The organism is bacterium SCSIO 12827 (assembly GCA_024397995.1).
GTDB lineage: Bacteria > Pseudomonadota > Alphaproteobacteria > Rhodospirillales > Casp-alpha2 > UBA1479.
The window spans coordinates 58,089-76,408 of record CP073746.1 but is presented as its reverse complement, the minus strand read 5'-3'; the positions used below and the strand labels follow the sequence as shown (position 1 = coordinate 76,408).

The 18,320-nt window shown below is 63.7% G+C and carries 20 protein-coding genes and 1 tRNA gene; 5 read left to right on the top strand and 16 right to left on the bottom strand.

Annotated elements, in window-relative coordinates; translation table 11 throughout:
- Window positions 1-89: 89 nt before the first annotated feature.
- From KFF05_00390 to KFF05_00365, 6 genes are all read right to left on the bottom strand, one after another.
- The gene (locus KFF05_00390; GenBank protein UTW51897.1) at window positions 90-974 is read right to left on the bottom strand and encodes an N-formylglutamate amidohydrolase; all 885 of its coding nucleotides are present in this window, start codon (window positions 972-974) and stop codon (window positions 90-92) included.
- Window positions 971-1,966: an ATP-binding cassette domain-containing protein gene (locus tag KFF05_00385; protein UTW51896.1), complete on the bottom strand. Its 996-nt coding sequence runs from the start codon at window positions 1,964-1,966 to the stop codon at window positions 971-973. Before KFF05_00385 ends, KFF05_00390 begins: the two co-directional genes overlap by 4 nt.
- Window positions 1,963-2,958, bottom strand: coding sequence for an ABC transporter ATP-binding protein (locus KFF05_00380; protein ID UTW51895.1), 996 nt, complete (start codon window positions 2,956-2,958; stop codon window positions 1,963-1,965). The genes KFF05_00385 and KFF05_00380 overlap by 4 nt, the downstream gene beginning before the upstream one ends.
- A 17-nt stretch (window positions 2,959-2,975) precedes the next feature.
- Window positions 2,976-3,893, bottom strand: coding sequence for an ABC transporter permease (locus KFF05_00375; GenBank protein UTW51894.1), 918 nt, complete (start codon window positions 3,891-3,893; stop codon window positions 2,976-2,978).
- The gene (locus tag KFF05_00370) at window positions 3,890-4,867 is read right to left on the bottom strand and encodes an ABC transporter permease (GenBank protein ID UTW51893.1); all 978 of its coding nucleotides are present in this window, start codon (window positions 4,865-4,867) and stop codon (window positions 3,890-3,892) included. Before KFF05_00370 ends, KFF05_00375 begins: the two co-directional genes overlap by 4 nt.
- A 68-nt stretch (window positions 4,868-4,935) precedes the next feature.
- On the bottom strand, window positions 4,936-6,513 hold the full coding sequence (locus KFF05_00365) for an ABC transporter substrate-binding protein (GenBank protein UTW53513.1): 1,578 nt from the start codon (window positions 6,511-6,513) through the stop codon (window positions 4,936-4,938).
- Window positions 6,514-6,699: 186 nt separating this feature from the next.
- On the opposite strand from KFF05_00365, the gene KFF05_00360 reads away from it, so the two are divergent.
- From KFF05_00360 to KFF05_00345, 4 genes are all read left to right on the top strand, one after another.
- Window positions 6,700-7,656, top strand: coding sequence for a succinylglutamate desuccinylase/aspartoacylase family protein (locus tag KFF05_00360; protein ID UTW51892.1), 957 nt, complete (start codon window positions 6,700-6,702; stop codon window positions 7,654-7,656).
- A 121-nt stretch (window positions 7,657-7,777) separates the two neighbouring features.
- A complete protein-coding gene (locus KFF05_00355) occupies window positions 7,778-8,239 on the top strand; it encodes an Hsp20 family protein (protein ID UTW51891.1) in 462 nt (153 codons plus the stop codon).
- A gap of 179 nt (window positions 8,240-8,418) precedes the next feature.
- The gene (locus tag KFF05_00350; GenBank protein ID UTW53512.1) at window positions 8,419-8,607 is read left to right on the top strand and encodes a hypothetical protein; all 189 of its coding nucleotides are present in this window, start codon (window positions 8,419-8,421) and stop codon (window positions 8,605-8,607) included.
- 190 nt (window positions 8,608-8,797) lie between these two features.
- Window positions 8,798-9,052, top strand: coding sequence for a hypothetical protein (locus tag KFF05_00345; GenBank protein UTW51890.1), 255 nt, complete (start codon window positions 8,798-8,800; stop codon window positions 9,050-9,052).
- 153 nt (window positions 9,053-9,205) lie between these two features.
- Here KFF05_00345 and ptsN read toward each other — a convergent pair whose 3' ends face one another.
- The 9 genes from ptsN to KFF05_00300 all read right to left on the bottom strand — a co-directional run bounded on the left by ptsN (window position 9,206) and on the right by KFF05_00300 (window position 16,492).
- Window positions 9,206-9,670, bottom strand: coding sequence for a PTS IIA-like nitrogen regulatory protein PtsN (gene ptsN, locus KFF05_00340; GenBank protein UTW51889.1), 465 nt, complete (start codon window positions 9,668-9,670; stop codon window positions 9,206-9,208).
- Between the two features lie 51 nt (window positions 9,671-9,721).
- A complete protein-coding gene (gene raiA / locus KFF05_00335) occupies window positions 9,722-10,303 on the bottom strand; it encodes a ribosome-associated translation inhibitor RaiA (GenBank protein UTW51888.1) in 582 nt (193 codons plus the stop codon).
- Window positions 10,304-10,641: 338 nt separating this feature from the next.
- Window positions 10,642-12,240, bottom strand: coding sequence for an RNA polymerase factor sigma-54 (gene rpoN, locus KFF05_00330; protein UTW51887.1), 1,599 nt, complete (start codon window positions 12,238-12,240; stop codon window positions 10,642-10,644).
- Window positions 12,241-12,294: 54 nt separating this feature from the next.
- Complete coding sequence (gene lptB / locus KFF05_00325) at window positions 12,295-13,077, bottom strand: LPS export ABC transporter ATP-binding protein (protein ID UTW51886.1); 783 nt, start codon at window positions 13,075-13,077, stop codon at window positions 12,295-12,297.
- Window positions 13,078-13,084: 7 nt separating this feature from the next.
- A complete protein-coding gene (locus tag KFF05_00320) occupies window positions 13,085-13,900 on the bottom strand; it encodes a hypothetical protein (protein UTW51885.1) in 816 nt (271 codons plus the stop codon).
- Window positions 13,897-14,514, bottom strand: a complete 618-nt coding sequence (lptC, locus tag KFF05_00315; GenBank protein UTW51884.1) for an LPS export ABC transporter periplasmic protein LptC — start codon at window positions 14,512-14,514, stop codon at window positions 13,897-13,899. Before lptC ends, KFF05_00320 begins: the two co-directional genes overlap by 4 nt.
- The gene (locus KFF05_00310) at window positions 14,511-15,521 is read right to left on the bottom strand and encodes a KpsF/GutQ family sugar-phosphate isomerase (GenBank protein UTW51883.1); all 1,011 of its coding nucleotides are present in this window, start codon (window positions 15,519-15,521) and stop codon (window positions 14,511-14,513) included. Before KFF05_00310 ends, lptC begins: the two co-directional genes overlap by 4 nt.
- Before the next feature lie 185 nt (window positions 15,522-15,706).
- Window positions 15,707-16,345 carry a ribonuclease D gene (locus KFF05_00305; GenBank protein ID UTW51882.1) on the bottom strand — a complete coding sequence of 213 codons (639 nt, stop codon included), beginning with the start codon at window positions 16,343-16,345 and terminating at the stop codon, window positions 15,707-15,709.
- Window positions 16,346-16,405: 60 nt separating this feature from the next.
- Window positions 16,406-16,492 (bottom strand) — tRNA-Leu (locus KFF05_00300).
- A 323-nt stretch (window positions 16,493-16,815) separates the two neighbouring features.
- Here KFF05_00300 and KFF05_00295 point away from each other — a divergent pair.
- Window positions 16,816-17,778: a complex I NDUFA9 subunit family protein gene (locus KFF05_00295; protein UTW51881.1), complete on the top strand. Its 963-nt coding sequence runs from the start codon at window positions 16,816-16,818 to the stop codon at window positions 17,776-17,778.
- A 157-nt stretch (window positions 17,779-17,935) separates the two neighbouring features.
- Here KFF05_00295 and KFF05_00290 read toward each other — a convergent pair whose 3' ends face one another.
- Complete coding sequence (locus KFF05_00290; protein UTW51880.1) at window positions 17,936-18,310, bottom strand: MarR family transcriptional regulator; 375 nt, start codon at window positions 18,308-18,310, stop codon at window positions 17,936-17,938.
- Between the last annotated feature and the right edge of the window lie 10 nt (window positions 18,311-18,320).

Here is an 18,320-nt window from a genome sequence, read left to right as displayed (position 1 = left end):
GGCCATGAGGTGATTCACGGTATTCTGTGTCATGGGCGCTCCCAGATCGTCCGCGCCGATTTTACAGGCCTGCCGGTATTTTTCATCGCTTACTTTGGTCCAGGAGGATGGGCAGCCGCGAACCGCCGCAATTCATCGATCAGACCGGTGATCATGGTTTTCATGTCGGCATAGCCGGCGGATTTCTCGATCTTCCGTTCGTCCATGTAAAGGCGCCGGTTGATTTCGATCTGCAGGCTGTGGCGTCCCCGGGCCGGATCGCCGGCCAGACGGACGATCTCCACCGCCTTGTACCAATGATCGACCCGCACATCGTAGCCACGGGCGGACAGATAGTTGCGGACGCAATCGATCAAGGCGGGTCCGGTGGTCGTGCCGTCACGCGTGCCGAGCACGAAATCGGGGCGCGCCGTGCCCTCCGGTTCCGCCGACATGGCCGTCGCCACGGCCGGCATGGAATGACAGTTGATATGGTAATAGCCGCCGAACCGCCCCGCCGCCCAATCCAGCATGCACCCAAGCGCCGCGTGATAGGGCCGATGGTAACCGTCAATCCGCGCCCGCAGGTCGGCGGCGGCGATCTTGCCGTCATAGACGGGCAGACCCGGCGGACGGCGCATCCAGACAAGCCCCTGACCCAGCCTGGCCTTCGGCCCCGGCTGCAACGGCGGGCCGTCCCAGGGGCCGTCGACATGAGCCGGGTCCATATCCGTCTCATTGCGGTTGGGATCGACGTAAAGCCGGGGGAACAAGGCTTCGAGCAGCGCCGCCCCCTTCCCGGGGGCGGCCGCGAAAAGATCGTCGACGAAAGCATCCTCGGCCGGCCGCAGGGCCGCGATCGCCACGGCGGGGCGGAAGCCTTCGGGATAGATCGATCCGCTATGGGGGGAATCGAAAATCAAGGGGACCGCTGGTTCCGCCCCCGCGTGTAGACGCAGAACGCCGGGAACGTCCAGATCGGGGAGCGCCGTCATGGGCTGTCGTTCAAATGACAGGCGGCGATGCGGCCGGGCGCGATTTCACGGAGTTTGGGCCGCTCTTCCCGACAGCGCGCCGTGGCATGCGGGCAGCGCGGATGGAAATGACAGCCCGTGGGCGGATCAAGCGGCGACGGGATTTCCCCCGAAATGGGCTGATAATCGAGCCCACGGATGTCGAGGCGCGGGACCTCGTTCAACAACGCCTGGGTATAGGGATGGTTAGGGCTGGCGAAAATGTCTTCCGTCGACGCCGTCTCGACAACCCGGCCCAGGTACATGATGACGACCCGGTCGGAAATATGTTCGACCACCGAAAGATCATGGCTGATGAACAGATAGGTCAGGTCCAAATCTTCGCGCAGATCCATGAACAGATTGATGACCTGGGCCTGGATGGACACGTCCAGCGCCGCGATGGCTTCGTCGCAAACCAGGAATTCCGGATTCACGGCAAGGGCGCGGGCGATGCCGATGCGTTGACGCTGGCCGCCCGAGAATTGGTGCGGATAACGCCGGCGATAGTCCGGGTCGAGTCCGACCCGCCGCATGACCTCGGCCACGTAGTCGGCGGCCCCGGCCTTGGTGACGATACCGTGGCGCACGGGGGCCTCGCCGATGATGTCCTGCACCCGCATGCGCGGGTTGAGGCTGGCGAAGGGGTCCTGAAAAATCATCTGGATGGCGAGCGCGGTCTTGTGCCCCGCATCCTTGTCCATGGCGGAGACCAGATTTCCCTTGTAGTGGATCGCCCCCGCCGTCGGCTCCAGAATGCCGGCGACCATGCGCCCGAGGGTCGACTTGCCGCAGCCGGATTCACCGACCAGGCCGACGACCTCGCCCTTGGCGATCTTCAGGGACACGCCGTCGACGGCGTGCACGACCTCTTCCTTGACGTTGGCGCCGAGATAACGCGCCAGCTTGGCCGCCGCATCCAGATGCTTGACGAAATTTTTGGTGACGTCCGTCAGTTCCAAAATCGCGGTCATGACGCGCGCCCCCCGGCATCCAGTTGCGGATGGACGCAGCGCAGCGCCCGGCCCGGCAACGGATTGGTGATCTCCGGCGCCACGTCACAGGCTTCATCGCCATGGGGGCAACGGTCCTTGAAGGCGCATCCCCGGGGCAATTTCAGCAGCGACGGCGTCATGCCGGGAATCTGGTACAGCCGCTTGCCCCGCGTGTTGTGCCCGGGCACGGAACCCAGAAGCCCCCGCGTGTAGGGACGGGCGGGCCGGTCGAGGACCTCATCCAGCATTCCCTGTTCGACGATGCGCCCGGCGTACATGACACTGATCTGATCAGCCAGGCCGGCGATCACCGCAAGGTCGTGGGTGATCCAGATCAGCGCCGTGCCGGTTTCGCGGCACAGCTTCTGCGCTTCGTACAAAATCTGTCCCTGGATGGTGACGTCGAGGGCCGTGGTCGGCTCATCCGCGATGATCAGGTCCGGCTTGTTCAAAAGCGCGATGGCGATCGCCACGCGCTGGCGCATGCCGCCGGAAAACTGGTGGGGATAGGCCTTGAGGCGCTCGTCCGGGCTGGGGATGCCGACCTGGCCGAGGGCGTCGCGGGCCCGGGCCCGGGCGTCGTCCTCTGAAACCGAGGAATCATGGGCGCGCACGGTCTCGATCATTTGCGTATCGACGCGCAGAACCGGATTGAGCGTCATCATCGGGTCCTGGAAGATCATCGCGATGCGGTTGCCGCGAAGCTGACGCAGGCCTTCCGGATCCAGGGTCAACAGGTCCGTGCCCTGGAACATCACCCGGCCGCCGATCACCCGACCCGGCGGATCGACCAGGCCCAGGATCGAGAACCCGGTCACCGACTTGCCCGATCCGGACTCGCCGACCAGGCCCATGATCTCGCCCCGGTTGACCGAAAAGCTGACGCCATCAACGGCCTTGGCCACGCCGTCCTTGGTGAAGAAATGGGTTTCCAGGTTGTCGACCTGCAGGGTGGGCGCGCCGTTGTTCATGGTCTGCTATCGCGTCCTTATTTCTGCAAACGCGGGTTAAGCACGTCGCGCAATTGGTCCCCCACCAGATTGATGGAGACGATGGTGACAAGCAGCGCCACCCCGGGGAAGAAGCTGATCCAGTACAGACCCGACAGCATAAAGTCGAAGCCGTTGGAGATCAGAAGGCCCAGGGACGGCTCCGAAATCGGCAGGCCGACGCCGAGGAAGCTGAGCGTCGCCTCCAGCGAAATGGCATGCGCCGTCTGGATCGTGCCGACCACGATAAGCGGCGGCAGGCAATTGGGGAACAGGTGGCGGAACACGATCCGGTTATGGCCGAGGGCAAGGCACTGCGCCGCCTCGATATACTCCTTGTTGCGTTCGACCAGGGCTGAGCCGCGCACGGTGCGCGCGTAATAGGCCCATTGCGCGATGACCAGCGCGATGGTGATCTTGTCCACGCCCTTGCCCAGGATGGCGAGCAGGATCAGCGCGATGAGGATCGCCGGGAACGACAATTGAATATCGACCACGCGCATGATGAAGGCATCGACGCGGCCGCCGAAATAAGCCGCCGCCAAGCCCACCGCCGTGCCGATGCAGAGCGCGAACACACCCGACATCACACCGACGCCGAGCGAGATACGCAGGCCGTAGATAATCGCCGAAACCAGATCACGCCCCGCACCATCCGTGCCCAGCCAATAGGTCAGCCCGTCCATGGACTGGCTGCCCGGCTTCAGCTTGCTGTCCAGGATGCTGACGCTGGCCAAATCGTAAGGGTCCGTCGGCGCGACCCAGGGGGCGAACAGGGCAAGCAGAATGATCGCCGCCAACACCGCCAGCGCCGCCGTGGCGATGCGGCTGTCCGCATAGTCGCGGCAGAAACGGCGGAACGGCGTTTCCACCTTGCCCGCGTCGGCGGGGGCCGGGGGTGCGGCGGTCTCACTCATGATTTCATTTCCGACAGGCGGACGCGCGGGTCCAGGATGGAATAGAGAACGTCGACCACCAGATTGATGAGGACGAAGATGAGCACGATGATCATCAGGTAGGCGACGATCACCGGACGGTCGAGCGACTGGATCGAATCGATGATCAGCTTACCCATGCCGGGCCAGGCGAAGACCGTTTCCGTGACCACGGAAAATGCGATCAGGCCGCCGAATTCAAGCCCCAGAACGGTGACCACGGGGATCATGATGTTCTTCATCAAATGCACCAGGACGATGCGGCTGTTGCGCAGCCCTTTGGCGCGCGCGAACTTGATGTAGTCCTGGTGAACGACTTCGCGCGTGCCGGCGCGGGCCAGGCGGATGACCAGGGATATCTTGAACAGCGCCAGGTTGAGCGCCGGCAGGAACAGGTGCGCCAGCCCGTCCAGGGTCAGGAAGCTGACATCAATGCCGAGCAAGGGCACCGTATCGCCGCGCCCCGTCGAAGGCAGCCAGCCGAGGATCACCGCGAACACCATGATGAACATCAACCCGACCCAGAAAGTCGGCAGCGAGAACCCCAGGATCGATCCCGCCATGATCGATTTGGATGCGACGGTATCCGGTTTCAGGCCCGCATAGACGCCGAGCGGTATGCCGATGACGATCGCCAGCAGCAGGGCCGCCAGCGCCAGTTCGAAGGTCGCGGGAATGCGGTGGATGATGATTTCCAGGGCCGGCTCGCCATAGACGAATGACTTGCCCAGGTTGCCCTCAAGCGCGCCGGCGACGAACCGCCCGTACTGCACGTACCAGGGTTTATCGAGGCCCATGGAGCGGATGACTTTTTCCCGCTCCTCCTGCGTCGCCTCGTCGGACACCATCATCTCGACCGGGTCGCCGACGATGTTGACCCCGCCGAACACGATGAACGACATCACCATGACGACGGCAAGGCTCTGCATAATCCGGCGGATGATGAAAACGGTCATGGATTACCCCCCCCGCCGGACGTGGGGGCGGCGCGCCGCTGGCCGCCCCCCTTGTTCCGGCGGTGCCCCTACTCGGGCTGGATGTCGTAGGCGACCGTGCGCTCGTCCGTGCGCGCCAGGTACTTGAGGCCCTTCTTCGCGGCCCAGGTGTTGACCTGGTAGTGCAGCGGGATCAGGCCCATGTCTTCGCCGATGGCGATTTCCGTGGCCTGGGCCAGCAGCGCCGCCCGCTTGGTATCATCGACCGTGGCCAGGGCCTGGTTCAGGACGGCTTCCATCTTGGCGCTGGAATAGAGGCCACGGTTGGAAGAGCCGTTGCCCTTTTCCTTGTCATAGGTGGTGAGCAATGAGCGCAGCGGCGACGAAGCCTCGCCCGTGCCCGAGCCCCAGCCGACCAGCAGGAACGAGAATTCAGGCGGCTTGGCCGGCCCGCCGTTCTTGCCGCGTTTGAAGAACACGCTTTTCGGCATGGTATCCGGGGTCGTCATGATGCCGATGCGCGACAGCATCTGGGCCACCGCCTCGACGATCTTGGCGTCGTTGATGTAGCGGTCATTGGGGCCGTGCAGCGTCGTCTGGAAGCCGTTGGGATAGCCCGCCTCCGCCAACAGGGCCTTGGCGGCCTTGGGGTCGTAGTTGTCGGGCTTCAGCTTGTCGGACACGCCGAAGAAACCGTCGGGCAGAAGCTGTCCGGCCTTCACGGCGATGCCTTCCATGACCCGTTCGATGATCAGGTCGCGGTTGATGGCCATGGAAATCGCCTTGCGCACGCGGACGTCCTTGAACGGGTTCTTGATCTCCTCGCCGTTCGGGCCCTTGGCGAAGGGCGTGACGTCCCGATACTGGTCCAGGTGCAGATAGATCACCCGGTTGGAGATGCCTTGGCTGAGCGAAATCTTGGGGTTTTTCTTGAGCCCCGCCACGTCGATCGTCGGCACTTGGTCGATGAAGTCCACATCGCCGGCCAGAAGGGCCGCCAGACGCGACGGCGCCGACTTGATCGGCTTGATCACGACGGACTTCCAATGGGGCTTCTTGCCCCAATAATCTTCGTTGCGTTCGAACTCCAGAACCTCGCCCTTGATCCACTTGACGAACTTGTAGGGGCCCGTGCCGGCGGCCTGGCTGCCGTTGTTGAAGTCGCCTTCCCAATGGCCTTTGGCCTTGTCGGAAACGATGTGCACGTTCGACAGATCGACCGCCATCAGGGGATAGGGCTCCGGCGTCTTGACGCGCAGCGTGTAGTCGTCGACGCGCTCATAGGTCTTGCCGCCGCTGTGGCTGAAGACCTTGAAGCTGGACTTGGCGTTCGGGTGTGCGGCCGCGCGCTCCATGGAGAAAATCACGTCGTCGACGTTGAATTCCGATCCGTCGTGGAACTTCACGCCCTTCCGCAGCTTGAATTCCCAGGTCGTGTCGTCGACCGGCTTCCATTCCGTGGCCAGACCGGGCATCAGACGCTGCTTGTGGTCCTGCTCCATCAGGCGGGAAAAGATGTGCTGGGCGATCTGGTTGTTGGGGCCCAGGTTGTGATAGTGCGGGTCGATCGAGGTCGGCTCCGTGCCGAGCCCGATGGTGATGGCCTGGGCCTGCGCGGCCGTGCCGGCGGCGAAGGTCAGGCACAGGCCCGCCGCCGCCGCGATCATTGATTTACGGAAATACATTTCGTTTAGGCTCCCTGTATGATCCGGGTCATTACGCCCGGTCTTGGAAATCATGTTGCATCAAACCTGCGCCGCCGACAAGCACCGCTGCCGGGTGATGTTCGGGACTTGACCTGGGAAGGCTTTGATCGTTCGATATGAACCCTTTTTCCGCCGATAAGGACCGCCATGACGACCGCCGACGCCGAATACCCCGTACAGCTTGAGGCCCCGGACATCAGCCCCTACAAAGCGGGCAACACGGGCATCGATTACATCACCAGCTTCGAGGCGGCTGAACAGGGCCCCCACGTGATGATCACGGCGGTGGTGCACGGCAACGAACTGTGCGGCGCCATCGCCCTCGATTGGCTGATGAAACTGGACGTGCGGCCCAAGCGGGGCAGACTGTCGCTGGGGTTCATGAACGTCGCCGCCTATACCCGCTTCGATCCGGCGGAGCCCCTGGCGTCGCGTTTCGTCGAAGAGGATTTCAACCGCCTGTGGGATGCCGAGACCCTGGACGGCCCGCGTCAATCGGTCGAGCTGACGCGCGCCCGGGAAGTTCGCCCGTTCCTCGACACGGTCGACCGGCTTTTGGATATCCATTCCATGCAGCACGCCACGGGAGCCTTGATGCTGTCAGGCCCCCTCGACAAGGGGCGCAGGCTGGCCGAAGGCACCGGCGTGCCGGAACTGGTGGTCATGGACGAAGGCCATGCCGCCGGCCGGCGCATGCGCGATTACGCGGATTTCCGCAACGAGGCCTCGCCCAGGGACGCGCTTCTGGTCGAATGCGGCCAACATTGGGAACAATCATCGGAGATCATGGCCAAGGAAACGGCGCTGCGCTTTCTGCTGTACACGGGCGCCGTGGATATGGATTTCGCGGGCCCCCATCTGGGGCCGCAGCCGCCGAAGCAGAAGATCGTCGAAGTCACCCATCCGGTCACCATCCGCACCGACCGCTTTCGTTTTGCCGAGGATTACCGCGGGCTTGAGACGATTGCCAAGGCGGGCACGGTGCTGGGTTACGACGGCGACGAGCCCGTGGTCACGCCGCACGATGATTGCGTGCTGATCATGCCGTCACGGCGACTCAACCGGGGGGCGACGGCGGTCCGTCTGGCCCGCGTCGTCGGCTGATCTCGGCATCTTCCGGCCATTGACAGGGGGGCTTTTCCTGCCAAATTAAGGGATACGAAGGGTGCTGCCGCTGCGCGGGCCCTTCGGCCGTTTTCGCTCATGACACCAGAGGAGAACGCCCATGTCTCGGCTCGGCGCCTTCAACAGCCCCCTGCTCTTGGGTTTCGAACATTTCGAACGCATGCTCGACCAGGCCGCCAAGGTCTCCGGTGAGGGCTACCCCCCCTACAATATCGAACAGGTGGGCGACAATCTGCTGCGCATCACGCTGGCCGTCGCCGGGTTCACCGACGACGATCTGTCCGTCACGGTCGAGGAAAACCAATTGGTTATCCGCGGCCGCCAGCAAGACGACGGGGCCGAGCGCATCTACTTGCACCGTGGCATCGCGGCACGCCAGTTTCAGCGCAGCTTCGTCCTGGCCGAGGGCATCGAGATCGTGCGCGCACATCTGGATAACGGATTGCTGCACATCGACCTTGAACGCCACGTCCCGGAACCCGAGGTCAAGACCATCGCCATCGAAAAGGGCGGGGTGAAAAAGAAACCGGGCCGCACCATCGACGTGGCGCCCGAGGAATAGGCCCCGCACGACACGTCCCGGCATCCGCCCCCGCCGCCCGGATGCCGCCGAGATTCTCAGGCGGCGCATGAAGAAATCCTAAAACCGCGTGCCCGGAAAACGGGGCGCGGCACCAGAAGGAGTTTCAAGCCATGAACACCAATGCCCCCGACAACCATGTCCCGCCGGCCCCCGGCAGCCTGTCTGCCGAGGATTTCCTGGCCCTGGGCGCCGAGACCACGGCCTTCGTCAAGGCCATCGAGGTCGACGGCAAACCCGTCTACGGCATCTTTTCCGCCTTCGGACAGCCGCTCGGCTATGCGGAATCCCTCGCCGTCGCCCAGGCGACCGTGCGCCAGAACGACCTGGAGCCGTTTTCCGTCCACTAAGTCCGGTATCCGTTATTCCCGCCGACAGGCCCGTTTTTGTCCGTCGGTTAAAGGATCGGTTAACCGTTTTTGCCGAGAATAGGGAATGGATGCGGTTTCCCTCGGGCCCGAGAAACGGGCTTCAGTCAGGCCCATCACGGGCCCCGGAGAATGCGGGGGAAACGGGAACCGCCAGTCGGGAGAACGACTGATGTCGGACAACACTCACTCGAACAGCAAGCCTGTCGGCAATTTCAAGGCCATGGCGCTGCGCCGCATGTCGGGAACGGATTTTCTCGCCCTGGGATCGGACAAGATCGTCTTCGTGAAACCGGTCGCGGCCGAAGGCAGCAAGGCCTTCGGCGTCTATTCGGCGTCGGGCGAGGAACTGGGCTGGGCGGAAAGCTTCGAGTTGGCCGAAGCGACGGCGTTCAAGAACGACTTCGCGGTCGCCACGCTTCACTAGCCGCGATTGACGGCGGAAATGCGGACGGGGCCCCAAAGGCCCCGCGCCTGCCGTCGAGATTCATGAATAAGCAAGCCACCTGAACGGCGCATATCCCGGGCGGCTTTGCCGTCCCGGTCGATTTTCGTTTAAATCAGGATGATCTTAGGCGGCTCAGGCCGCCTGAACGTCGGCGGAGTTGCTGAGGATGGCGTAGAGCGCTTCCGCGTTGTCCGTGCCGCGCAGCTTGTCGCAGGTCGCGCGGTCGCGCAGCAGCCGGGACACCCGGGCCAGGGCCTTGAGATGGTCCGCCCCCGCCGATTCCGGCGCCAGCAGCAGGAAAATCAGGTCGACCGGCTGTTCGTCGATGGCCTGGAAATCAATGGGCTTTTCCATGCGCGCGAACATGCCGTAGAGCTTGTCCAGGCCGGGCAGCTTGCCGTGGGGAATGGCGATACCGTTGCCCACGCCGGTGGTGCCCAGTTTTTCCCGTTCCATCAGAACGTCGAACACCGCGCGTTCGTCCAAATCGGTGACGCGCGAAACAGCACCCGCCAATTCCTGCAGCGCCTGCTTCTTGCTGGTCACACGCAAATTGGCGATCACGCTGTCGGAGGTGAGGAGGTCGCGGATTTCCATAACCAGTCCTTTGCCTTTCGCGGACGCCTTCCGGGGGCGCCCAAAGCACCCTTACGCGTCGGCGGAGCGGCCGTCGACCGGATCGATCCAGCCGATGTTGCCGTCATCGCGCCGGTAGACGACGTTCAGGCGTCCCGACTTGCTGTCACGGAACATCTGCACCCGAACGTCCGCCAGATCCATGCGCATAACCGCGGCACTGACCGACAGGGTCGGAATTTCCGTGGGCAATTCGGCAATGATTGTCGGCTGCCCCTCTTCGGGCAGTTCTTCGTGTTCCGGTTCCGCCTGCACCACGAAATGCTGCGCCCGGAAGCTTTCCTGGGCGGCCTTGTTCTCGTGATGGCTGGTCAGACGCCGGTGGTAGCGGCGAAGCTGCTTGGCGATACGTTCCGCCGCCTGATCGAAGGCCGCGTAGGGATCGTCGTTGGCGCCCCGTCCGTGGACGACGACACCGCCCATGGGATGCACCGAAATTTCGGCATTAAACGTGTGCCCCGATTTGGACAGCACGACATTTGCCTCAAGCGCGCGGTCGAAATACTTGGTGACCGCGTCCGCAATCTGGCCTTCGGCGTGGCTTCGCAGCGCGTCGCCCACATCCAGGTTCTTGCCCTTAATGGTGATATTCATGTCCCGGTCTTAGCCGTTTCTTCTTTCCAGTGGTTAAGCCGTGCGATCAGTGCCTTTCCGGCCGGCGAAACATGCACGTTTAGGCGCCTTGCCGGACGGGCCCTTTCTCGGGCTCGCGTACGGCCACCCAAAGTGGCCGAAAGGACATTGACGGGACCGGTCAGTCATGGACATCGGTCCGCCTCGACGAAGGCCCGGAAATTAGTTCCGACACCCGCCGCTGTCAACCATCCCATTCGGTCAGGAGGGGCAAATCGCCCAGTGTCGTTAATAATTATTAAGATGTTGAATTTCTCAAGATCGCCCGAGACCGGAAGCCCGGGCGAATTGACCCGGCGTTAATTACTGAGGCTTTTCTGGCGGCGGCGCTGCACGGACGACGGAATGCCCAAGGCCTCGCGGTATTTGGCCACCGTGCGCCGGGCGATATCGACGCCGTCGGCACGCAAAATTTCGACCAGTTTGTCATCGGACAGAACCTGGGCCGGGGGCTCACCGTCGATCATGGCGCGAATCCGCGCCTTGATGGCCTCGGCGGAAAACGCCTCGCCACCGTCGGACCGTGAAATCGACGAGGTAAAGAAATACTTCAATTCGAAAATGCCCCGCGGCGACGCGATGTACTTGTTCGCGGTGACCCGGCTGACCGTGCTTTCGTGCATGTCGATGATATCGGCGATGTCGCGCAGGACCAGCGGCCGCAGATGCTGCACCCCCTTCAGGAAGAAGGCGTCCTGCTGACGCACGATTTCCTTGGCCACCTTGAGGATCGTCGTCGCCCGCTGGTGCAGCGATTTCACCAGCCAGTTCGCCGACTGATACTGTTCGGTGATGTACTGGCGGTCGACCTTGGATGCCTTCTTGGTGCTGATCTCGGCGTAGTACTGGTTGTTGACCAGGACCCGCGGCAAGGTATCGGGGTTGAGTTCGATGTGCCAACCGCCGGACGGCCGGGCGCGCATCAGCACATCGGGGATCACCGGCTGGGCAAGCTCGCCGCCGAACGACAGCGCCGGTTTGGGGTCGAGCGACTTAAGCTCCGCCAGCATGTCGGCGATGTCTTCCGCGTCGACGCCGCAGACTTTGGCCAACGTCTTGAATTCGCGGCGGGCGACCAAATCCAGATTGTCGACGAAGGCCGCCATGGCTGGGTCCAGACGGTCGCGGTCGGCCAACTGCAGCGCCAGGCATTCCTTCAGGTCGCGCGCGAAGATGCCGGGCGGGTCGAATTGCTGCAGGTGTTTGAGCACGGCCTCGACCCGCTCGGGCGCGCAATCCAGCGCCTCGGCAACGGCCATGAGGTCGATGGTCAGATATCCGGTCTCATCCAGACTGTCGATCAGGTAGGCGCCGATCATGCGATCGACCACATCGCTGACGTCCATGCCGAGTTGTTCCATCAGATGATCGCGCAGCGTGACGTCGGACGACAGGGTCTGGTCCAGACCCGGCAGGTCGTCGTCATAGCCGCCGGCGGCGGAGGTCGGCAGGGTCGGCTCGTACCCGGCGTCGGGGGCCGCCTGCACCGCATCCGGCTGGCCGTCCTGGGTGTACAGATCGTCGAGCGCCACATCCATGTCACCGTCGGCCGGACCGCCGTCGCCGTCATCGCCGAAATCCATGGACATTCCGTCATCGGGGCCGTCATCGGAGCCGTCATCGGCGGGGCCCCCGTCGTCCGGCCCATCACCGGGCACGGCACCGTCCGTTCCCGCATCGGCGGCCTGGGCCCCGTCGCCGCCGTCCGCCGCTTCGACCTCTGTGGTGCGGTCCTCGGCATCGTCCCGCTCCAGCATCGGATTCTGCTCAAGCTCCTGCTCGACGAACTCAGCAAGTTCGATGTTGGACAGTTGCAGAAGTTTGATCGCCTGCTGCAATTGCGGCGTCATCACCAGAGATTGGCTCTGGCGTTGATCGAGGCGCGGCGTCAACGCCATGGCGCGGCCTCCCCGACCGTCGCGCGCATCCGCAGGCGAGCCGGCGGGTTCATGTTAAAGGCTGAATCGGTCGCCCAGATAGACACGGCGCACGTCCTCGTTGCCGACGATGTCCGACGGCCGGCCCTCCATGAGCATCCTGCCGTCATGAATGATATAGGCGCGGTCGATGACGTCGAGTGTCTCGCGCACGTTATGGTCGGTGATCAGCACCCCGATGCCGCGGTCCTTCAGATGGGCGACAAGGTCGCGGATGTCGCCGACGGCGATCGGATCGATGCCGGCGAAAGGTTCGTCCAGCAGCACGAAATGCGGGTTCGACGCCAGCGCGCGGGCGATTTCGACGCGCCGCCGCTCACCACCGGACAGGGCGATGGCCGGTGTGCGCCGTAGATGGGTGATAGAAAATTCGGCCAACAGGGCATCCAGGATCGCCTCCCGGCGGTCGCGGTTGGATTCGACCACCTCAAGCGCGGCACGGATGTTCTGCTCCACGGTAAGGCCGCGAAAGATCGATGCTTCCTGCGGCAAATAGCCGATGCCCAGGCGCGCGCGCCGGTACATGGGCAGGGCCGAGATATTCTGTCCGTCCAAAACGATGGTGCCGTAATCGGGCTGCACCAGGCCGGTGATCATGTAGAAGCAGGTCGTCTTGCCGGCGCCGTTGGGGCCGAGCAGGCCGACCACCTCGCCGCGTTGGATGCTGACGCTGACGCCGCGCACCACGGGCCGCTTCTTGAAACTTTTGCCCAGGTTATTTGCGATCAGACCCTGGTTGTCCGCGATCAGGCGCGGCTTGGCGGCGGAACGTTCGGGGCGGTTGTCGAGTTCGCTCATGCTGTTCTTATTTTCCCGTTCTATCGCCGGAACCGGGCAACAGGGTGCCTTTGGTCCGACCGCCGGGACAGCTGAACAGTCGGCTGATGCCGGTGTTCAGGTTGACCTCGGCCTTGCAGCCATTCAATTCGTTCTTGCCGCGTTCGATCCTAACCGATCCCGTCAAGGTCACGATACCCGTTTCCACGTTATAGACCCCGCGGTCACCGTAGGCGCGATCGCGTTCGGTCAGCACGGACACGTTGTCATAGGCATCAACCCGGTAGACCTTGCTTTCGCCTTCCTTGGTCTTGCGGAAGAAGGCGGCAAGCACGTCGGCGCGCACCCGGCGCTTGTCCTTGACCGCCTCGGCCTTGCCGCGGGCGACCGCCATCTGGCGCTGCTCCCAATATTCAAGCTGCTGGCGCGCCGTGATCACGGCGTCGGAGGTCTCCATCTTGGGCGTGCCGCCGGACAGGACCAGAATCTCGCGCCCCACGTCGTAGACGGCCTTTTCGCCGCTCGCCGTCTGGCTCGGCGACTTGATCCTGACCGCGCCGTCGGCGTCCAGGCGGTAGATCTCCGTGTTGCCGCCGGGGCGCTCCGTATAAAACGCCGTCAACTGATCGGCCAGCACGGTGATATCGCCGCGCACGGCCTTGGCGTTGCCCTTGGCCAGGAACACCAGATTGTCCTGCTGCCATTCGATGCCGTTGTCGGCGAAAATCTCGATCGGCGTCTCATCCCCGGCCCCCAGGTTGAGGGACTGGGCAACGGCGGCACCCGACAGGCCGGCCAGCATCCAGGTGGCCACGACGGCGGCAAGCATGCGCGCGCCCGTCATTTCACCCCCTTGGCGCCGGGCTTCAGCACCATCTTGGACTTGCCCGTGAACAGGATCGTACGGCCCTTGTTCAGCAGCCGGAAGCCCTCCGCCTGCAAGGTGCCGAAGGGCCCCTGACCTTTGACCGGATCATCTCCCCGGGCCAGCCCCTCTGCCAGATCGAGGGTCGCCTTTTCCGTGCGAAATTCGTAACCGGAATCGTGAAACAGATTGACCGAGCCCGCTAGATCCAGCGTCTTGGCGCGCCGTGCATAGATGCCGTTTTCCGCCGTCAGCACCAGCCAGGTGCCGTCCTTCAGCGTGATGTCCGCCTTCGGAAGTTCCAGGCCGATGCGCATGTCCATGCCTTCGCCATCAAGTTTTTTGGCGATGTCGGCGGTCACCGCATAGGGCTGGTTGTCGTTGTCGGTGCCGACATAGCGCGGATTGAGAAGATTGGGGTCGCCGTCGACGTTGGAGGTAATGGCGGCGAAGCCGATGCGGAACCGCAGATCCTCAGTGCGCAGATGCGGCCACAAAATAACCAGAGCGATCAACCCGACCGCCGCAACAGGCAACATGACCTTGGCGACTTGGACGAACCCGGAATAGGAGTCCATGGCCATCGTGGTCACGCGATCCCCGCTCGAAGACAGTCGTGAATATGCAGGATGCCGACCGGACGGTCGTTTTCGACCACGAACAGGTTGGTGATCGCGCGGGCGTTCATGATGCCGAGCGCCTCCGACGCCAGACGGTCCGGCTCGATCCTGGCCCCGCCCGCCGTCATCGTGTCGCCGGCACTGCGCGCCAGCACGTTATCGGCCATGTGGCGGCGCAGGTCGCCATCGGTGATGACACCCATCAGACGCCCGCCTGCATCGACCACGCCCAGGCAGCCGAACCGCTTGGCCGTCATCACCAAAAGGGCCTCGGTCATCGGCACTTCGGGGGCGACCAGGGGCAACTCGTCGCCCTGGTGCATGATGTCGGAAACCTTCATCAGGCGGCGGCCCAGCTTGCCGCCCGGATGCAGGGCGTGGAAATCGCCGGACGAGAACCCCTTGCGTTCCAGCAACGCCATGGCAATCGCATCGCCCAGGCCCATCATCACGGTGGTCGAGGTCGTCGGCGCCAGGCCCATGGGGCAGGCTTCCGGGGGATCGGGATAGATCAGGGCCGCATCGGCATTGTCGGCGAGCGAGCTTTGCGCCTTGCCGGTGACCGCGACAAGCGGAATGGCAAAGCGCTTGGCATAGGCGATCAGATCGGCAAGCTCCGCCGTTTCGCCCGAATTGGACAGCGCGAAGATGACATCCGCCGATGTGATCATGCCGAGATCGCCATGCGATGCCTCCGCCGGATGAACGAACATCGCCGGCGTGCCCGTGGACGCCAGGGTCGCCGCGATCTTGCGCCCGACATGGCCGCTTTTGCCCATGCCGGTGACGACGATGCGGCCTTGGGCGGCGGCCATGATCGCGACGGCGCGCACGAAGACGTCGCCCAGGCTCGCCGACAGGGCCTTCAGCCCGTCACTTTCAATGGCCAGGACGCGGCGCGCCACGGCCAGATCATCGGCGCCTGCCGGGTCTGCGCCAATGACGGCGGTCGCATGGGTGTTGGCTTGATCCGCGCTCATGATCCCGTTCTTATCCGTTGCCGATCGGTTTCAGCCGAGGCCACGCCGGAGGCGGGACCTCGGGCGCCAGCAATCTTCATGCCAATATGTCTAATATACTGGCGAATCGCAAAAAATACGTTGCCTAAATATGCGCCGCCGATTCCCGAGCGTCAACCGGAGGCGCTCCGCACGGTGCGGGCAGATCAATGATGGAAGATGTCGACCGCACCCCAGCCGGCAAGGTCGAGATCGACCCGCGTGGGCAGGAAATCCAGGCAGGCCTGCAGCAGATGTTGCCGCCCTTCACGGGCGATCATGGTGTCGAGTTCCGCCTTGACCCGATGCAGATAGAGCACGTCATTGGCCGCATAGCCCTGCTGGGCCGGGCTGAGGGTCGCGCGCGCCCAGTCGGAGGATTGCTGCTGCTTGTCCAGATCGACGCCGACCAGTTCGCGAACCACGTCCTTGAGGCCGTGGCCGTCGGTATAGGTGCGCACCAGCTTGGACGCGATCTTGGTGCAATAGACGGGCGTGCAGTCGATGGCGAGCCAGCGTTTCAGGGCCGCGATGTCGAACCGGGCGTAATGGAAGATCTTGATCACCGAAACGTCTTCCATCAGCGCCTTCAGGTTCGGCGCCGCCTGCTGCCCGGCCGCGATCTGCACCAGATGGCAGACCCCGTCGCCGCCCGAAAGCTGCACCACGCACAACCGGTCTCGGCTGAGGTCCAGGCCCTGGGTCTCGGAATCGACGGCGACCGACCCGGTGAAGGTCACACCGTCGGGCAAATCGCCTTGATGAAGATGAATGACGGGAGTTCCGGATTGACTTGGCGCGTCCATGACACTGCCGCCCTTATTATTCAATCAATCTTTAAGCCGCCCCCGTTGCGGGGGTAAAGATGGTGCCCAGGAGAAGACTCGAACTTCCACTGCCTTGCGGCAACTGGCACCTGAAGCCAGCGCGTCTACCAATTCCGCCACCTGGGCACGGGCCCCGGCCTTCGGCCCCGAAGAACGATCGGGGAGGGCGCGGGATCGCCGAAAAAACGGCTTGGAACTTGACCCGCCGGAGCAATTCCCCGGCGTGAGCGGCCTTCGTTAAAGGTAGGGCTGTGACTTGTCAAGCATCGCCTCGCGGGGGAACGCCGCGGACCAGGCTCTGGGCCGCCCCCAACACCGGAATTCAGGCCCCTTTGGCCGCTTAGGCAATCGACACATCCGTTTGGCGTTGCTATGTTTTCCCTGAAAAATCACCTGCCGTAACCGGCCGGCCTTCTTGCGGGAGGGCCATCCCTTAGGAGGAACAATCCATGGATCGACGCATCGCCACCGTTTTCGGCGCTTCCGGGTTCATTGGCCGCCATGTGGTGCGCCGCCTGGCCGCCGCCGGCTATGGTGTCCGCGCTGCCGGTCGGGATCCCGAATCCGCCCTGTTCCTGAAACCCATGGGCGATGTCGGTCAGGTTGTGCCATGGCCCGCCGACGTCGCGCGGGCCGACACGGTCGTCGGCGCCGTCCAGGGGGCCGACGTGGTCGTCAATCTGGTCGGCATCCTGTACGAGCGCGGCCGCGCGACCTTCCAGAAAATCCATGAAGAAGGGGCCGGCAACGTGGCCCAGGCCGCCGCCGACGCCGGGGTGAAACGTCTGGTTCATGTCTCTGCCCTGGGCGCCGACGCCTCGTCGCCCGCCAAATACGCGCGCAGCAAGGCCGCCGGCGAGGCCGCCGTGAAAGCCGCCTTCGCCAAGGCGACGATCCTGCGCCCCAGCATCGTGTTCGGACCCGAGGACGATTTCTTCAACCGCTTCGCCTCCCTGGCCCGGCTGTCGCCGGTGCTGCCGGTGATCGGCGCCGCCTCGGCCAAGGACGGCGGGCCGAAGTTCCAGCCGGTCTATGTCGGTGACGTGGCCGACGCCGTGATGGCGGCGCTGAGCGACGCCAAGGCCCCCGGCCAAGTGTTCGAACTGGGCGGCCCCACGGTCTATTCCTTCCGCGAGCTGATGCAGCTTGTGATGGCCCAGACCGGCCGCAAGCGCTGCCTGCTGCCGCTGCCCTATTGGGCGGCGGGAATTCAGGCGGCGGTCCTCGGCCTGCTGCCGGTGCCGCCGCTGACGTCGGATCAGGTGCAGTTGCTGCGCCGGGACAATGTCGTCGGCGATAAGGTCAAGACCTTGAAAAATCTGGGTATCGCGCCCCGGGCGGCCGAAGCAATCCTGCCGACCTATCTCATGCGGTTCCGCAACAATGCCTGGCAGGGCGTGCAGAACGCCTGATTCCGCCATTTCCCGAAAACGGGACGCGCCGAATACGCCATTCGATCCTGGACCGGTCCGATTTTCGGGTCGATTCGATGTTTTAGCGGTTCGATGGGTTTTCGGTTTGATTCCGATGCGGGCCGAATTTCAGACCTTCCGGGACCGGCGCCCTGGCTTAGTATCCTGGCGGCAGCCCCGTGTCGTCCGTCGCCAGGCCCAGCTTGGCCGCGGCGGTGATCAGTTCGCCGAATTCGCGCAGGAACACGGAACCCGGCACCGTGCGCTGAATCAGCACGCTGCGGCGGTCGTTTTCATCGACCTTGCGGCGCACGAAATTCAATTCGGACAGGCGGTCAACGGCCCGTGTCACTGCCGGCTTGGAGACTTTGAGGATATCCGCCATGCCGCGCACCGTATGGGGCGGCGGCGTCAGATACACCGTCAGCAGCAGCGCCATCTGGCGCGCCGACAGGTCCGGGGCATCCAGGCGCACGCTGGAAACAATCGCCCGGCGCCAGATGTCCAATGCCTGAAGTTCGTTTAATTCCATGAACTTAATT

Coding starts and splice junctions, on each gene's coding strand:
- KFF05_00390 (UTW51897.1), bottom strand. CDS start 974: ATGACGGCGCTCCCCGATCTGGACGTTCCCGGCGTTCTGCGTCTACAC.
- KFF05_00385 (UTW51896.1), bottom strand. CDS start 1,966: ATGACCGCGATTTTGGAACTGACGGACGTCACCAAAAATTTCGTCAAG.
- KFF05_00380 (UTW51895.1), bottom strand. CDS start 2,958: ATGAACAACGGCGCGCCCACCCTGCAGGTCGACAACCTGGAAACCCAT.
- KFF05_00375 (UTW51894.1), bottom strand. CDS start 3,893: ATGAGTGAGACCGCCGCACCCCCGGCCCCCGCCGACGCGGGCAAGGTG.
- KFF05_00370 (UTW51893.1), bottom strand. CDS start 4,867: ATGACCGTTTTCATCATCCGCCGGATTATGCAGAGCCTTGCCGTCGTC.
- KFF05_00365 (UTW53513.1), bottom strand. CDS start 6,513: ATGATCGCGGCGGCGGCGGGCCTGTGCCTGACCTTCGCCGCCGGCACG.
- KFF05_00360 (UTW51892.1), top strand. CDS start 6,700: ATGACGACCGCCGACGCCGAATACCCCGTACAGCTTGAGGCCCCGGAC.
- KFF05_00355 (UTW51891.1), top strand. CDS start 7,778: ATGTCTCGGCTCGGCGCCTTCAACAGCCCCCTGCTCTTGGGTTTCGAA.
- KFF05_00345 (UTW51890.1), top strand. CDS start 8,798: ATGTCGGACAACACTCACTCGAACAGCAAGCCTGTCGGCAATTTCAAG.
- ptsN (UTW51889.1), bottom strand. CDS start 9,670: ATGGAAATCCGCGACCTCCTCACCTCCGACAGCGTGATCGCCAATTTG.
- raiA (UTW51888.1), bottom strand. CDS start 10,303: ATGAATATCACCATTAAGGGCAAGAACCTGGATGTGGGCGACGCGCTG.
- rpoN (UTW51887.1), bottom strand. CDS start 12,240: ATGGCGTTGACGCCGCGCCTCGATCAACGCCAGAGCCAATCTCTGGTG.
- lptB (UTW51886.1), bottom strand. CDS start 13,077: ATGAGCGAACTCGACAACCGCCCCGAACGTTCCGCCGCCAAGCCGCGC.
- KFF05_00320 (UTW51885.1), bottom strand. CDS start 13,900: ATGACGGGCGCGCGCATGCTTGCCGCCGTCGTGGCCACCTGGATGCTG.
- KFF05_00310 (UTW51883.1), bottom strand. CDS start 15,521: ATGAGCGCGGATCAAGCCAACACCCATGCGACCGCCGTCATTGGCGCA.
- KFF05_00305 (UTW51882.1), bottom strand. CDS start 16,345: ATGGACGCGCCAAGTCAATCCGGAACTCCCGTCATTCATCTTCATCAA.
- KFF05_00295 (UTW51881.1), top strand. CDS start 16,816: ATGGATCGACGCATCGCCACCGTTTTCGGCGCTTCCGGGTTCATTGGC.
- KFF05_00290 (UTW51880.1), bottom strand. CDS start 18,310: ATGGAATTAAACGAACTTCAGGCATTGGACATCTGGCGCCGGGCGATT.